General features: G+C 37.3%; 12 protein-coding genes and 3 tRNA genes. 6 read left to right on the top strand and 9 right to left on the bottom strand.

The window, feature by feature from the left end; genetic code table 11:
- Positions 1-138 precede the first annotated feature (138 nt).
- Both DEU39_RS02155 and DEU39_RS02150 read left to right on the top strand, forming a co-directional pair.
- Positions 139-636 carry a GNAT family N-acetyltransferase gene (locus DEU39_RS02155; RefSeq protein ID WP_120230770.1) on the top strand — a complete coding sequence of 166 codons (498 nt, stop codon included), beginning with the start codon at positions 139-141 and terminating at the stop codon, positions 634-636.
- Between the two features lie 141 nt (positions 637-777).
- On the top strand, positions 778-1644 hold the full coding sequence (locus DEU39_RS02150) for a serine aminopeptidase domain-containing protein (RefSeq protein ID WP_120230769.1): 867 nt from the start codon (positions 778-780) through the stop codon (positions 1642-1644).
- Positions 1645-1754: 110 nt separating this feature from the next.
- On the opposite strand, the gene DEU39_RS02145 is transcribed toward DEU39_RS02150, so the two are convergent.
- Positions 1755-1827: transfer RNA gene (locus tag DEU39_RS02145), tRNA-Lys, on the bottom strand.
- Between the two features lie 349 nt (positions 1828-2176).
- Positions 2177-2249, bottom strand: a tRNA-Lys gene (locus DEU39_RS02140).
- 326 nt (positions 2250-2575) lie between these two features.
- Between DEU39_RS02140 and DEU39_RS24270 the strand changes: the two genes are divergently transcribed.
- A complete protein-coding gene (locus tag DEU39_RS24270; RefSeq protein WP_183037365.1) occupies positions 2576-2737 on the top strand; it encodes a hypothetical protein in 162 nt (53 codons plus the stop codon).
- 175 nt (positions 2738-2912) lie between these two features.
- Here the strand turns inward: DEU39_RS24270 and DEU39_RS02135 are convergent.
- Positions 2913-2985, bottom strand: a tRNA-Lys gene (locus tag DEU39_RS02135).
- A gap of 283 nt (positions 2986-3268) precedes the next feature.
- On the opposite strand from DEU39_RS02135, the gene DEU39_RS02130 reads away from it, so the two are divergent.
- Both DEU39_RS02130 and DEU39_RS02125 read left to right on the top strand, forming a co-directional pair.
- On the top strand, positions 3269-3724 hold the full coding sequence (locus tag DEU39_RS02130; RefSeq protein WP_062670477.1) for a MarR family winged helix-turn-helix transcriptional regulator: 456 nt from the start codon (positions 3269-3271) through the stop codon (positions 3722-3724).
- A 14-nt stretch (positions 3725-3738) separates the two neighbouring features.
- Positions 3739-4242 carry a transposase gene (locus DEU39_RS02125; RefSeq protein WP_120230768.1) on the top strand — a complete coding sequence of 168 codons (504 nt, stop codon included), beginning with the start codon at positions 3739-3741 and terminating at the stop codon, positions 4240-4242.
- Between the two features lie 75 nt (positions 4243-4317).
- Here the strand turns inward: DEU39_RS02125 and DEU39_RS02120 are convergent, their stop codons facing one another.
- The 5 genes from DEU39_RS02120 to DEU39_RS02100 all read right to left on the bottom strand — a co-directional run bounded on the left by DEU39_RS02120 (position 4318) and on the right by DEU39_RS02100 (position 10229).
- Complete coding sequence (locus DEU39_RS02120; protein WP_120230767.1) at positions 4318-4956, bottom strand: DJ-1/PfpI family protein; 639 nt, start codon at positions 4954-4956, stop codon at positions 4318-4320.
- 102 nt (positions 4957-5058) lie between these two features.
- The gene (locus DEU39_RS02115; protein ID WP_183037364.1) at positions 5059-6057 is read right to left on the bottom strand and encodes a GlxA family transcriptional regulator; all 999 of its coding nucleotides are present in this window, start codon (positions 6055-6057) and stop codon (positions 5059-5061) included.
- A gap of 195 nt (positions 6058-6252) precedes the next feature.
- The gene (locus tag DEU39_RS02110; RefSeq protein ID WP_120230765.1) at positions 6253-7845 is read right to left on the bottom strand and encodes a beta-carotene 15,15'-monooxygenase; all 1593 of its coding nucleotides are present in this window, start codon (positions 7843-7845) and stop codon (positions 6253-6255) included.
- Complete coding sequence (locus tag DEU39_RS02105) at positions 7838-8902, bottom strand: HlyD family secretion protein (RefSeq protein ID WP_062670488.1); 1065 nt, start codon at positions 8900-8902, stop codon at positions 7838-7840. The genes DEU39_RS02110 and DEU39_RS02105 overlap by 8 nt, the downstream gene beginning before the upstream one ends.
- Positions 8903-8906: 4 nt before the next feature.
- On the bottom strand, positions 8907-10229 hold the full coding sequence (locus DEU39_RS02100) for a TolC family protein (protein ID WP_120230764.1): 1323 nt from the start codon (positions 10227-10229) through the stop codon (positions 8907-8909).
- Between the two features lie 132 nt (positions 10230-10361).
- On the opposite strand from DEU39_RS02100, the gene DEU39_RS02095 reads away from it, so the two are divergent.
- The gene (locus DEU39_RS02095; RefSeq protein WP_120230763.1) at positions 10362-11174 is read left to right on the top strand and encodes an AraC family transcriptional regulator; all 813 of its coding nucleotides are present in this window, start codon (positions 10362-10364) and stop codon (positions 11172-11174) included.
- A 62-nt stretch (positions 11175-11236) separates the two neighbouring features.
- Here the strand turns inward: DEU39_RS02095 and DEU39_RS02090 are convergent, their stop codons facing one another.
- Complete coding sequence (locus DEU39_RS02090; protein ID WP_120230762.1) at positions 11237-14722, bottom strand: DUF2723 domain-containing protein; 3486 nt, start codon at positions 14720-14722, stop codon at positions 11237-11239.
- Positions 14723-14757 lie beyond the last annotated feature (35 nt).

Raw genomic sequence — 14757 nt, 5'->3', positions numbered from 1 at the left:
TTATAATAAGACTATCTGAAATGAAAATTGTTACAGATAGATGAGATCGTTTTAAAATTTTAATAAATTATTTAAAACTCTGTTGCTAAAAAATTATCTCCATCTTTGTATACTGATGTAAATAAAAACCTGATCAGCATGAATATTATTAGCTATCGAAAACTTCTTCCCGAAGAAAGCAAAACATACCGCGTAATCCGTCTGGAAAGTCTGGAAAAGTTCCCGGAATCATTTGGAGCCAACTATCATGAAGCCCTGAAAATTGAAAAGTTCCAAATAGAAAGTGATATTGAAGAACAAACTTTTGGAAGATTTGTTTTGGGTGCCTACGCAAATGATCTGCTTATAGGCATATGTACTTTTGTTAAAAGTGACAAAAACTCTGGTACAATTTACCAAATGTATGTAAAGAAGGAGTTTCAAGGAAAGAATATAGGTCAGGGATTGATTGAAGCTGTTATTCATGAAGCAGGCAGACAATTTAATGACATTGAAATTCTTTTAGAAGTTGCCCCTGGAAATGATAAGGCTTATAATTTATACAGAAAGACAGGATTTTTGGAGGTAGAAAAAACTTCTGCCCAAAATAGCGGCCATTGTATCATGATGAAATATATACCTAAAAAAATTGAATAACATCAGAATCCTGATCCAGAAACCAAGTTCTGCATAGTTAAATATTATAATGGAATTAGGGTATTTACTAAATTTAAGAAAGAAAAGGGATACAGCTCTAAGCAGTACAATGTATCATTATTTTTTAAGTTAAATTAAAGCATGAAAACGGAAAACTTTGAAACAATATGTGATGATGGTGTAAAGCTTAAAGGTATACTTCTTATTCCGGATCATCCTAAAGCAGTAATTCAATTTAACTGTGGTACGGGAACAAAAAAAGAATTCTATTTGTCTTTTCTCACCTATCTTGCTGAAAATGATTTTCTGTGCTGTCTTTGGGATTACAGAGGAAGCGGAGATTCTTATTCCGGAAATCTGAAAACCTGTGAATTTACCTTTTCAGATTATGGAATAAAAGATATGCCCGCCATCAAAGTTTTTTTAAATAAAAAGTTTCCCGATCTTCCGTTTATGATTATAGGGCACAGTGCCGGAGGCCAGCAAATCGGATTTATGAAAAATCTGGATAATGTAAAGGGAATGATCAATTTTGCCGTATCTGCAGGTTATTATATGAATATGCCGTTTTCATACAGAATGAAGGCTTATTTTTATTTTTATATTTTTACTCCCATAAGTGTTCTGATGACAGGATATGTAAAAGCCAAAACCTTTGGAATAATGGAAAACCTGCCCAAAAATGTTGTATATGAGTGGCGAAACTGGCTTGAAAAAAAAGATTACTTTTTCGATGCTCAATTTTATGGTACTACTCTTCCTATAGGACATTTCAAGAATTATACATTCCCCATTCATCTATTCTGGACCACTGATGATACGATATCCAGCCAGAAAAACACTGAAACATATTGGCAGCACATTGACAGTAAAGAAGATATCACTTTCACAAAACTGGTTCCTTCTGAATTAGGATTAAAAAAAATTGACCACTTTGGTTTTTTCAAAAAAAATATGAAAGACAGGCTTTGGATACATGTCGTAGATAAATTAAATCATTTTATTTAACCATGTAATTCCGAATGTATTCATCTTAACTTATATTAATATCACAAAATTAAAATCTCAGTATAAAGAAAAACGGACAAACCATTATAAAATAGTTTGTCCGTTTATTGTGACCCGGCTGGGATTCGAACCCAGGACCCATACATTAAAAGTGTATTGCTCTACCAGCTGAGCTACCGAGTCGGCCATTTACTTTTTCAAGCAAATCCCTATGTTTAAGGGACTGCAAAGATAGAAACTTTTCTTTATTTACAATACTTTCCCGGACATTTTATGCCTTTGATTCCGCTAACTTTTACAATATCAGAGACAAAAATTTTAATGCTTCTGACACAGATATACATTTTAAATTCCAAATCTTGTAAAACGCATGAAAAATAGACTTAAATTAACATTTGTTTATTTTGATAGAATAAAGTTACGATGAGCAACTGCTCAGATATGTAGGCAAATTACTCTAAAACGGAGACTTTTACAGTTTGTGATTTTCTTAAACAAAAAAAGCTTCAACGCATGTTGAAGCTTTATCAAGTGACCCGGCTGGGATTCGAACCCAGGACCCATACATTAAAAGTGTATTGCTCTACCAGCTGAGCTACCGAGTCGGCCACTTACTTTTTTAAGTAAATCCCTTTATTTAAGGGACTGCAAAGATAGAAACTTTTTCTTTATTTACAATACTTCCCGGACATTTTATGCCTGTGATTCCGCTAACTTTTACAATATCAGACTTAAAAATTTCACACGTCTTAGGAGGTTCTTAATGTAAATTTCAAAAATGCACCCAAAAGGCTTCCGATGAAATTGAAAACTGCAGTGAATCCCTTTGCTACTCGCGGACGATCAGTAAATCAATTTTATTTTCTTAAAATTTGAAACAACCTTACTATCAATAATTTGTTTTTTTCAAATAAATTCACTATATTGATGTATGAAAAAAAATGAACGTCAGGACAATATAACACACGCTGGCAAAATTAACGAACGAACAAAAGCATTGGAAGTCCTTGAAAAAGCAAAAAAAGTACAAGGAAAAATTACATTTCTCCGTCAGGGAGTCGGGAAAAACTTTAAGCCCAAAAATGAAGAGTAAAGCTATTACTGAACTTCGATTGCAAAGTGCGAGTACAATCAACTGGTCCATTAATTTAAATAACCGGCCATTTTAAAACATTATAGCGAACACTATAAATAAAAAACCTGCAAATTATTTTTTGCAGGTTTTTTTGTGTTTTTCTGATGCTTTGATTTTTGCATCTTTAAGATTGTGACCCGGCTGGGATTCGAACCCAGGACCCATACATTAAAAGTGTATTGCTCTACCAGCTGAGCTACCGAGTCGGCCACTTACTTTTTCAAGTAAATCCCTTTATTTAAGGGACTGCAAAGATAGAAAAACACTGCTTAAATCCAAATTATTTAAAACTTTTTTTATCATAAATTTCACATTAAAAAAGTCAAACACTTGTTTATAAATTAATTACGCTGTTACTTTTTTAATTCAAATTCTCAGCAAAAATAGGAGCTGGCGGATAATATTGTTTTTTGAGTAAAAAATTTATTTTGGTAAATCAAAAAACAACACTATCTTAGCAACTAAGATAATTAGAAAATAATTTAATTAATGACTAAAAATAATATACAAAATTTTCGTGAAGCCAGCAGAGCATACTCTGACGCCTCAATCTTTATGCATGAAGCCATTGCGAGGAAAGCCGGGCTTTCCAGCACTGATCATAAATATCTGGGACTTATTCTGCAGTACGAATCCATAACAGCAGGTGAAATATCTAAGCTGACAGGTCTTACAACCGGAGCTGTTACCGGATTGATAGACCGTCTGGAGAAAAAGAATCTTCTTAAAAGAGAGTTCACCAAAGAAGACCGCAGAAAAGTAATAATCATACCAAATACAGAAAACAGCATGAAATTACTCGGTCCTATTTTTGAAGAGCTGCAGCAAAAAACCATGAAACTCGTTTCCACTTTTTCTAAAAAGGAAATAGAAACTATTGAACGTTATTTCAGGGAAGCTACCGTTCTTATGAAAGAAACAACAGATCATTTAAATAACCCATAAATCAATACAAAATCATGGAAAGTTTAACAGCAACTTATATAACCCGCGCAGAAATCTGGCTGTGCATCACAACGTTACTTTATTTTCTTATGAACGGGGCACAGATTTTCGAAACTCTCCTATTTGTACCTAAATGGGCTTCTTCCCCACCCGATACATTGAAGCTGCTTCAGGATGAAAATGGAGTAAGCCTGAAGTTTTTTTGGATCATCCTTCACTCTTTGCATGAAATAACCTTTATCCTTGCAATTGCTTTTTGCTGGAAAATAGATCCGGTAAGGAACTGGCTTTTGATTTTACTCATTATCCACGTAGCAGTAAGAGTCTGGACATTAGCTTTTTTTGCTCCGAACATTATACAGTTTCAGAACTTAGCATCTGCCACTTCTGTTTCACAGGAAATCATAACCAGAATTTCACTTTGGAAAACCCTTAATTATATTCGGGTAGCTGTTTATATCGCGGTGTCAATTGGTTTCATTCCTCTTTGTATTAAAGTACTCAGTTTTCGTCAGTAATGACAGGACATCAATCTAAAATATAAATTTCGCCGATCTCTGATCGGCGAAATTTGCAAATCAACAGGTTCTCGTTTAAGCTAAATTTCCAGATTTTGCATTCTGATATTCAAAAATTTCTATAATTGTGTTCATTGTTTTCTGTCCGAGGTGTTTTCCAACCAGATAAAGAGCGGCATCTATTCCGGCTGTGATTCCCGCAGTAGTTATCAGATTGCCCTGATCAATATATCGTACATTCCGGATTACCTTAGTATCCGGATTATGCTGTTCAAGGGCATCCAACAGCATATGATGGGTAGTAACATGATAATCAGCAAGCATTTCCGTCCCTGATAGCAGCATACTTCCGGTACATACCGTAAATATAACTGTTCCTGCATGATAATGATTTTCAATCCATTTCAGGACAGTTTCCCGAAAATCCCTGTCCTGAATATATTTCATAATGTATTCAGGATTTGCTCCCGGAACGACAATCATATCCGGTTTAGGACAGGTATGGATATCATAAGTAGGAATAACAGCCATCGTATTAGCTTCCATATACACCGACTCTTTTGTTTTCCCGACGGTAAAGCAATTGTAGCTGCCGGGTTCCAGAACATTCGCTTTAACAAAAACATCTAAAGGGCCATTTAAATCAAGTGCTTCCACCTGATCATAGATTAAAAATGCTACATTCATTGTCTTGCCGTTTGGTACGTGATTCATAATTTTATTATTTAAGATTATTATTTTCAGATCATAGCACAGGTCTTCCCTGCTGACAATTGATGATTGTCAGTTTTATGTAAAATCAACAAGAAAAAGCTATTATTCTGTAGTATTGAATGCCTTCCTGTACTGTGCCGGAGAGAGGGAAATGTTTTTAAGAAATAAGCGGCTGAGAGAAACAGCATTACTCAATCCGCATTTATCAGCTATCATATCGATGCTCATATCAGTATATTCCAGCATATTTTTAGCCTGATCCAGCCTCATTTTTTCGAGAAATCTGCCGGGAGTCATTCCTGACTCTTTTACAAATACCCTGGAAAAGTTACGGACACTCATGTTCAGAAATTCTGCCATATACTCCACCGTAATAGTTTCTCCAAGCTTATCTTTCAATAAATCACGGATTTGTTTTGTAAAAGGAGACATTATTTCATATTCCGGCAATGCATTTCCGAACTGAGACTGTGCTCCGGATCTTTTTAAATACAGGACGAGATGACGGGCAACTTCGGCAGCCAAAGGTTTTCCAAAGTCTTCTTCCAATAGAGCCAATGCAAGATCCATCCCTGAAGAAACACCTCCGGAAGTATAAATTGGCCTGTCACGGATAAAAAAAGGATTAATATTGACATCCAATTTTGGATAAGATTTCTGTAAAGTATCTGCGAACTTCCAATGGGTAGTTACCTGTTTGCCATCCAGCAGACCAGCTTTGGCAAGGATGAACGCCCCTACACAGACAGATCCCATTCGTCTCACGTGAGGAGCTATATTTTGAAGGTAATGATAAATGTCCGGATTGACCTCATCCAGCACGCTCAATGTGGTACCTGCCACCAGTAAAGTGTCTACGGAAAAATCAATATCATAAATAGTATGGCTGCATGATAAAGGCATTCCTGAACCTGAATATATTACTTTTTCTGAAGTTCCGGATACCAGATACACATGATAGCCGGAATCCTGTTTATCATTTAAAAAACGGTTTGCTGATGTAAAAACATCCCATGGTCCGGCAATATCAAGCAGCTGTACCTCTGGCAATGCTAAAAGCACTATATTTTTCATTGCTGTTTTTCGCCCTTCTTTCTTCATATCTCGTTCTGTATGAGTACAAATGTAGAGAGAAAGGATTTTGTCTGCAATGACAAAAAACATACAATTCCGGCCAGAAGTAATCATTATCCTTTATCAAAATAAAAGAGACTGCCTTATCAGACAGTCTCAGCACTCTACTATAAAATTAGCTGACAAGCTATACTTTTTCGATGATTAACATTAAAATTCTCTTTACGCAGGAGATAATCTGCGTGATTTTAAATAAAGAGCAGTGCGGTTAAGATATGGGAAAAGGAAAATCAATAACAGTGAGGCGGCAAGAAGCCATACCATCATTTCATAATAATCCATCGCAAAACGGACATGATCCTGAACATTCATTCTGCCAATCAACAGCTTATTGGCAGCTTTAACAGCCTTATCTTCCGGCATTCCGCGAGCAATAAGCTTAGCAGTCTGATGATGGAGAAAGCTTTTAACTTCCGGATCGACAGCACTTAAATGATCCTGAAAAGCATTATAATGACGACTTTTTTCAAAGAGTTCAAAAAAATTGATCAGGGCAATACTGATACAAAAACCCAGATATCGTATGGCTAATGCTATGGCAGCAGCGGAAGGTCCAATAACAGCAGGAACGGAAGAAATAATATAAATAATCGTCGGAACCATAATCAACCCCACACCTAATCCCTGAAGAAATAAGGGAACATAATAATTGAACTCATCAGCCTGAACATCAAAAGAATAATACATTAATCCATGAAAGATCAATAGCATTAAAAAGCCCGGTCCCCAGATATACCGTATATTTTTTTTCTGCAAAACCATACAGCAGGCAATAATGACCCCAATAATCAACCCTGTAAGATTGAAAATATTAATATAGGAAATATGAAATGGGTCCAGATGCAGCTCCGATGCAAAATAGGTATTGACAATTCCTGAAGCAAAACGGCATATATACATCACAAAAAGAATCAGCAGACCTACTTTAAAATTCCGGTATCTGAAAACACGCAGATCAATATAAGGCCTTTTAATAGCCTGCTGGCGAAATACTGATATTCCACCTAGGACAATAATTCCAATGACGCTTCCCAAAATCCTGTTATCCTCCAGCCAATAATATTCCTGCCCGAAAATGGTTATATATCCTATGAGCACCAGCATCGTACTGAACAGTCCGAAACTCTGCCAGTCGAGTTTATAGAGATGAAATCTTGCATGGGTTCTGTAGTTGCTCATTGCCAGGGTGAGGAAAATAAGTCCCGGAAGATAGGAGAAGATGGCAGTTTTATAGACGATATTAAAATTATACGAATCTATGAGGTCGGCGGTAATCAGGTTGTTAAACGGCAAAGCACAAATTAAGATCCCGAAAAACACTGAAAAGCTGATTTCCCGCCCTCTTTCACTGCTCAGCCGGGTGAAAATAAGGGTGAGAGAAAGGTTTACATTCCCTGCAAACAACATTCCCTGCATAAAACGAACCGGAAACAAAATGTAGACTTCACGGGTGAAATAGCATATCAGACAAGCCAGAATCTGCAATGTGGTAAACAGAAGAAAATATTCTTTTGCGGCCAGAAAACTGAAAAATCGTCTTTCCAGGCTGTAAAAACCTACATACCCTGCATAAAATAAGGCTATTGAAAACTGGATATCTGCCGGTTCACATCCATAATATCCTGCTGCTGCATTCACATTAGACAGTGGCAGAAAAAAGATAATGATTCCAGGAAGTGTCATTGAAAAAAGAATAATCTTCACCAACCATTCCGGTGCCCATTTTTTGAAATAGGGCATTTGTCTTTTAGCCATTGGAATGCTTTTTATTGGCATAAACATTCACATTCATTCCCACTTTCAGAACATCAATCTGGCTTCTTTGTCCATCCACTCTGATTCTTACGGGAATACGCTGTACAATTTTTACATAATTCCCGGTGGAATTATCCGGTGGAAGCAATGAAAAACTCGAACCTGTTGCAGGAGAAAGGGAAATAATCGTTCCCTGGAATTCTTTGTCCGGATAAGAATCCGCCACAATTTTCACATGATCGCCGATATGCATGTCTTTGATCTGCGTTTCTTTATAATTGGCTACCACCCATTTATCAGTTTCATTATTGACAATAAAAGCCAGCGTTTCTCCGGCATCAATCATCTGCCCCACCTCAACGGTTCTACGCCCCATCCTTCCGTCATAAGCAGCAGTAACAGCCGTATAGCTTACGTCTAGTTTGTGACGGTCCAGCAATGCTTCCAGTCTTGCAATTTCTGCCAGAACAACGGCTTTTTCTGCCCTTATATCATTAATCTTGGATACAGAAGCTGCATAATTATCCTGCGAAGATTTATAATCACTTTCATTGACATCCAGGGTTGCTTTCACATCTTCAAGGCGCTGTTTGGTAGCAGATTCTTCATCATACAGTTTTTTATATCTGTTATAATCAAGCTGCTGCTTCCAGACCTTTGCTTTACTGGCATCTACCTGAGCCATCGCTGCTGCAGCTTCCTTTTCTGTAGTTCCTGTTGTACTTTCCAATACTCTCAGTTGGGCACGCGCTTTCTGAATGGCTGCCTGAGTCTGTTTTTCCTGTAGAATATATTCACGGTTATCAATGATTAAAAGAGTATCTCCTTTTTTAACTTCCTGATTTTCCTCAAATTTTACGGCAACAATGAATCCACCGGCTCTTGAAATAATCGGGTTGACATATTCCTGAACCTGTGCATCATTGGTCTGCTCATAGGCATAATAATTTTTTAAGGTAAAACCGCCCCAGACAGCAAGTGCGGCAACGATAACAACTGAAATCCATCCTGTGATCTTCGTGATCATTCTATCGGTGGGAGTATATTTTTTTTTCATTGTTTTATAAAACGCCTGTAATGTTTTGTAGTAAATAATAATTGTTCTGTGCCATAATTTTAGCCGCTTCCAGTTCAAATTTTGTCTGAAGCAGCTGTATATCTGCATCCAGCAGTTCTGTGATAAGAGAAGTCTGGCTGAAGTAAGTATTTTTGATAATACGTGCATTTTCCTTTGCCTGAGCGACATTGGCTTCTGCCACTTTTATCTGTTCCAAAGCTTCCTGGTACCTTAAATAAGCTTCTTTCACCTGCTGTCTTACTTTATCCTCCGTATCCCTGTGCACTTCCTCTTCTTTTTCAAATTCAAGCTGGGCTGCCTTTACTTTGTGGGTATTGTGGTAAAGGGAAGAGATGGAAAATGAAGCTTTAATTCCCACAATCCCCAATGAATACCAATACGGATTGTACGGATAGAGAAAAATCTGTGGATTGGCATAATAAAATTCGCCATACATCCCTATTTTAGGTCTTACATTCGCTTTTACCTGTTTCAGTTTGATAATACTCAGCGCTGTCTGCTGTTCAGAAACATGGTAATCAAAAGAATGATCCAATGCCTGTTTCAGATATTCATCATACGTTGTATTCTCATTCCATTGATTAAACGGCGCTTCAGGAATAACAACCTGTTCATCCGGAATTCCAAGAATAATATTCAGTTTCTGCATGGCGATGAGGATATCATTTTCTATGGTCACCAGTGCCATTTTTCGTTTTGAAAGTTCAAGTTCAATTCTTAAAACATCACTTTTTAAAACCACTCCGTTTTTATAAAGAGTCTGTATTTCCTTCAGTTGTGTTTTCTGATCATCAATATCCTGCTTGATAAGATCTCTGAAGATTAAGGTTTTCTGTAATTCCAGATAAAGCGATGCTGTTTTGTAGTGAATATCTGAAACGGACTGTTCTTTCCGGATATCCTTAATTTTCTGAAGCGTTTGATTTTCCTTAATCTTAAGATTCAGTTTGTTTCCGTTATAAATGTTCAGATAAAAATCTGCTCCGGCTCTGTAAAGCGTATGGATAACTTCATGCTGGGTAGGTTTTGAAAAGATTCCGTTCTCATAGATAGGAATGTTGGACGCTTTTTCAGCAGAGCCTTTGACTTCTATTTCCGGAAGGCGCTCTCTTTTAGCGTCTTTTACTTCGGCTTCGGCAATGTCTACATTAATGGTATTGATTCTGATATGGCGGCTGTTTTCCTCCGCTTTCTGCCATGCTTCCTTCAGGGAGAGTCGTATGGTATCCTTTGCTGGACTGCCGGTCTGCGCTGATACGATGGAGAAAACTCCAAACATCAGCAATCCGGCGACATAAATTTTCATTTGAATTTTTGAATTATTGCACTGCAAATTTATTGGCAATCCGGATATTTTATTTATCTAAAATAGTCAACTTTTACATGATTCCGGCCAAATGATTATATTTGTATTTTCTTTGGTATTTTAAACTTTTTAATGGGATTAATTGCTGCACTTCCGGACATAGATAAAGACGACAAAAGTGTATTTGTCATGCATGAAAAATCAGAAAAACTGATTCCTTTTCACAAACATACGAAAGGACAGCTGAGCTATGTGGAAGGGGGTATCGCCTATATTACGATTGACAACAGGACCTATGTGGTTCCGGCAAGGCATTTCTTCTGGATTCCGCAGGGAATGGAGCATATTTTAGAGATCGGACATACGGCAACGGTTTTGCGGTCTCTTTACTTCTATGCCTATGATGATATTTCAGATCCTTTCTACAGCAGACTGGGCATTTATCCGGCATCAGAACTGCTGATTCAGATGATCAAATATTCTGAAATATGGGATGAAAAGCATGTAACTGCAAAAGATGAAAACTTTGAATTTCTGGTAGCATTAAAAAAGATCCTTCCTAAAACCCATCAACAGCCCTTGCCTATTATTCTTCCCGCCACCCATAATAAACAAATGATGCGGATTGTATCTTATCTGGAATGGAATATCGGGGAAAAATTGACTCTGGCTAATGTAAGCAGTAAATTTGGTTTGAGTGAACGCTCTTTGTCCCGCCTGTTCAAAGCGGATATGGACATTTCTTTTCTGCAGTACCTGAAAACATTAAGAATTATTAAAGCAATTGAGTTACTTCTAAATACCGATAAGCCTATCAATGAAATAGCGGATGACGTTGGATACAGCTCTATCAGTGCCTTTAGTGATACTTTTCATGAGTTTACCCAATCCAGACCTTCTGATTTAAGGAAGAGCAATAAAGCTATTCAGAATTTTACAGATTAAATTGGACCCTGAATTAAATAAAAGCCTTTAAACATTATGCTTAAAGGCTTTATCACTGATTATTACTGTGTCACTTTCATCATCGCATTGGTTACCTCAATTTCTTTTTTCCTGGAATAGGTGGAATCAAAGGGCTCCATAACATTGAATAAATACTGATAAAAGGGAACGATCTGGCGTATATTTTCAGCTTCTTTCCCTGCTCTTTCTTTGTCCATCTGCTGAAGCCCTTTTATGAAGATATTGAATTTTTTGTCGATAGGCTCCATTGCTTTTAAAAGATACGCATGTGCTTTTTCATTTTGCCCAAGCTTTTTGTAGCCTTCAGTAACAGCAGAAACCACCAATGCATATTCCATCGGCTTGGACCTCATCTGTCTTTTGGCTGCGGCTTTAAATGAAGGAGTAAGACTTTGATAATAATCGTATTCTTCAAATATTCCTTTTTTTAGATTTTCTGCCAGCTGAAGCCCCTTCTGCTCCTGCCCTGCAACAATATATCCGGTAACCATGGCGCTCAGTGAACGTGGATCGTTGTATTTTTCAGCAGGAATTTCTTTTGCAGCAAGTTCCAGTAACTCGAGTGCTTTCGCTTTCTGCCCGCTTGCCACAAGTGCAGATACAGCTCTGCTCACCGACATTCTGTAGCCTAAAATATTCGATGTGGCTGTTTCATCATAATAAATACTCAGATCTTTAAAATTTCCCCATCTGAAATTTTTCACCACCTGATAAAGAGATTGGGCATCTACCCTTCCTTTGTCGCCATCAGGCCCCTGAGGCGTATGAATGGGAACCAATCTGTAGCTGAAACCGTCAAACTGCAGATATTCATCCAGATAAAAAATATTTTCACTGTCGTACATCCCGCCTGAAGAGAAACTGATCGGACGTTTCCAATCGAAATTAGCTAACATATCCAGCATCATCAGATTGCTTTTATAAAGGGTATTCGCTTCATAATTGATCATGATCTGATCTACAGCATCCGGAAGATCGGACTGATTAATAATTCCTGCTTTTACAGCATTTTCTTTGTTGACGGGAAGGATAAATTTACTGACAGGAATAATATTGTATTTTTCATATTGTTTTTCGCCGAAGTACATTTTCAGCAGTTCATCTTTTTTAGACGATTGTAATTTCAGGAATTTCATAGCATCCTTAAGGGTCATTGAATCCTGAGTCAGATATTTTCTGAATTCCTGGAAAGCCGTTTCCGGCGCTCCCTGTTCTTTCAGCATCTGGAAAAGTCCTTCCCAATCTTCTTTTTTCATCAGATACACCTGATCATTGACACCGTCTCTATATTCTTCATGCGTTAATTCACCTGGAATTCCCATGGCATTGTAGGTTCTTCTCTTCACCTGATCAATATTCCATGGAGTGGCCAAAAGGGTAAAGTTGACTGTTTTCACATCATCCCTGAATCTTTCTGTTTCCTGAATAGCCCACACCGGAAAGGTATCATTATCACCATAAATAAAAATGATATCATCTTTAGGCAATGACCGTAAAAATGAATAGGCATAATCGCGAGCTGCAGTTTTTTTGCTTCTGTCATGGGAAGTATAATTCTGGAATCCCATCATCAAAGGAACCCCTAATAAAATAGTTCCCAGAATAATATTGACAGCATTGGATTTAATCTTAGACTGAATCAGCCAAAGTATGGCTCCTGCTCCCAGACCAATCCAGACGGCAAAGACATAGAATGAACCTACCATGGCATAGTCTCTTTCCCGCACTTCAAACGGTTTTACTCCGGTATAGAAAACAATTCCCACACTGGTCAGAATAAACAGTGAAAGCATCGCATAAAATCTTCCAAAATCTCTGTTGAGCTGGAAAAAGAAGCCAATCAATCCTAAAACTAGCGGCAAAAAGAAAAACTTTACAGTACTTTCATTTTTAAATTTGGCAGGCATATGATCCTGATCTCCCCATAAAGCATTATCAATAAAAGAAAATCCTGATATCCAATTTCCATTGGTATTTTCCATGTGCCCCTGAAGATCATTTTGTCTTCCTGCAAAGTTCCACATCAGATATCTTACAAAGTAATATCCGTTCTGAAATGATATAAAATAATCCATATTCTGAGTGAAAGACGGACGTTGCACCTTGATAACATCATAAGGCTTCACTTTCAGATAATCTTCGACCGTAATAGAATCTCCTTCATATTTTGCTCTTAATTCTTCAAAAATCCTTTTCGCTTCCGGATTATCTGCAACGTCTTCATTCTCATAATTAAAAGTAAAATCAGGAGCTCCATATAAAGAAATATAGTTTGCCATCACTTCATTATCCTGATTGAACATTCTTGGCATGAAGCTTATATGGGATTTGTTAAACACATAGTTGAAACTCTCCCCCGTTTTTCTGTAGGTCCCGGTTTTTTCATCTTTTTCGTAAATATCTCCGGTAATGTCTCTTTTGTAGCTTCCATCTTCATCTTTTTCCATTCCGTTTTTATCAAGAAAGGCGGTGTAATTCTGTCCGTAAATGGTAGGCCAGTCACCGTATTGCACTCTGTTATAATAATCTCTCATTCCGATGGCCGTATCCGGATCATTAAGATTCATAGGAGGATTGGCATTGGCTCTTATCGGAATTACCAGCCAGCATGAAAACCCGATGATCATATAGACCAGAGATAAAACAACAGTCTGATAGATCTTTCTTTTTGTTTTCTTCGCATATTTAATCAGAAGATAACTGATGATGATCATGAGAACAAACGCCACCATGGTCCCCGAATGAAAAGGAAGTCCCAGCCCGTTCACGAAGAAGATTTCAAGATTTCCAAACATCGTCATGATCAAAGGAAAAATCATCTTGAATACGAAGGCAAGAATTCCAAGTGTAACCAAATTGGCCACTATAAAACTCTTCCACGAAAAAGTATAATTTCTGGCATAATACACCAGGCATATGGCGGGAATGGCCAGCATACACATCATATGCACTCCTACAGAAAGCCCTATAATGAAGAAAATAAGAATGATCCATCTCTCGCTGTCTACGGCTTTATATTCATTTTCCCATTTGGTAATGAGCCAGACCATCAAAGCAATAAACATGGAAGCCATTGCATACACTTCTCCTTCCACTGCTGAAAACCAGAATGTATCTGAAAACGTAAAGCATAAAGCACCAATCACTCCTGCAAACAGAATTGATATTTCCTCATGTTTTGTCATTTCTTCAACATCTTTATGTAAAAGCCGTCTTAAAAAATGGGTAATTGTCCAGAACAGAAAGAGGATCGTAAATGCACTGAATAAAGCCGACATAGCATTGATTACAATAGAATAATGTTCTGCATTCCCTAATGCAAAAATACTGGCTACCGCTCCCATAATCTGGAATAAAGCCGCTCCCGGCGCATGGGTTACCTCCAGTTTCACAGCTGAAGAGATATATTCTCCACAATCCCAAAAACTAAGGGAATGTTCTATCGTTGAAAGATAAGTAATAAGCGCAATAGCGAAAAGAAACCATCCCAGTACGGTGTTCCATTTTTTAAAAGACCAGTTTTTCATATCATATTTTCCAATATTGATATGACAACTCAAGA

It is taken from the genome of Chryseobacterium sp. AG363 (genome assembly GCF_003610675.1).
GTDB lineage: Bacteria > Bacteroidota > Bacteroidia > Flavobacteriales > Weeksellaceae > Chryseobacterium > Chryseobacterium cucumeris.
Note: the sequence above shows the minus strand (reverse complement) of the source record. Positions and strands in the feature narration are given on the sequence as shown.

Excerpts from the sequence above, each read along its gene's own strand:
- DEU39_RS02155 (WP_120230770.1), top strand. The coding sequence starts at position 139 with ATGAATATTATTAGCTATCGAAAACTTCTTCCCGAAGAAAGCAAAACA.
- DEU39_RS02150 (WP_120230769.1), top strand. The coding sequence starts at position 778 with ATGAAAACGGAAAACTTTGAAACAATATGTGATGATGGTGTAAAGCTT.
- DEU39_RS24270 (WP_183037365.1), top strand. The coding sequence starts at position 2,576 with ATGAAAAAAAATGAACGTCAGGACAATATAACACACGCTGGCAAAATT.
- DEU39_RS02130 (WP_062670477.1), top strand. The coding sequence starts at position 3,269 with ATGACTAAAAATAATATACAAAATTTTCGTGAAGCCAGCAGAGCATAC.
- DEU39_RS02125 (WP_120230768.1), top strand. The coding sequence starts at position 3,739 with ATGGAAAGTTTAACAGCAACTTATATAACCCGCGCAGAAATCTGGCTG.
- DEU39_RS02120 (WP_120230767.1), bottom strand. The coding sequence starts at position 4,956 with ATGAATCACGTACCAAACGGCAAGACAATGAATGTAGCATTTTTAATC.
- DEU39_RS02115 (WP_183037364.1), bottom strand. The coding sequence starts at position 6,057 with ATGAAGAAAGAAGGGCGAAAAACAGCAATGAAAAATATAGTGCTTTTA.
- DEU39_RS02110 (WP_120230765.1), bottom strand. The coding sequence starts at position 7,845 with ATGGCTAAAAGACAAATGCCCTATTTCAAAAAATGGGCACCGGAATGG.
- DEU39_RS02105 (WP_062670488.1), bottom strand. The coding sequence starts at position 8,902 with ATGAAAAAAAAATATACTCCCACCGATAGAATGATCACGAAGATCACA.
- DEU39_RS02100 (WP_120230764.1), bottom strand. The coding sequence starts at position 10,229 with ATGAAAATTTATGTCGCCGGATTGCTGATGTTTGGAGTTTTCTCCATC.
- DEU39_RS02095 (WP_120230763.1), top strand. The coding sequence starts at position 10,362 with ATGGGATTAATTGCTGCACTTCCGGACATAGATAAAGACGACAAAAGT.
- DEU39_RS02090 (WP_120230762.1), bottom strand. The coding sequence starts at position 14,722 with ATGAAAAACTGGTCTTTTAAAAAATGGAACACCGTACTGGGATGGTTT.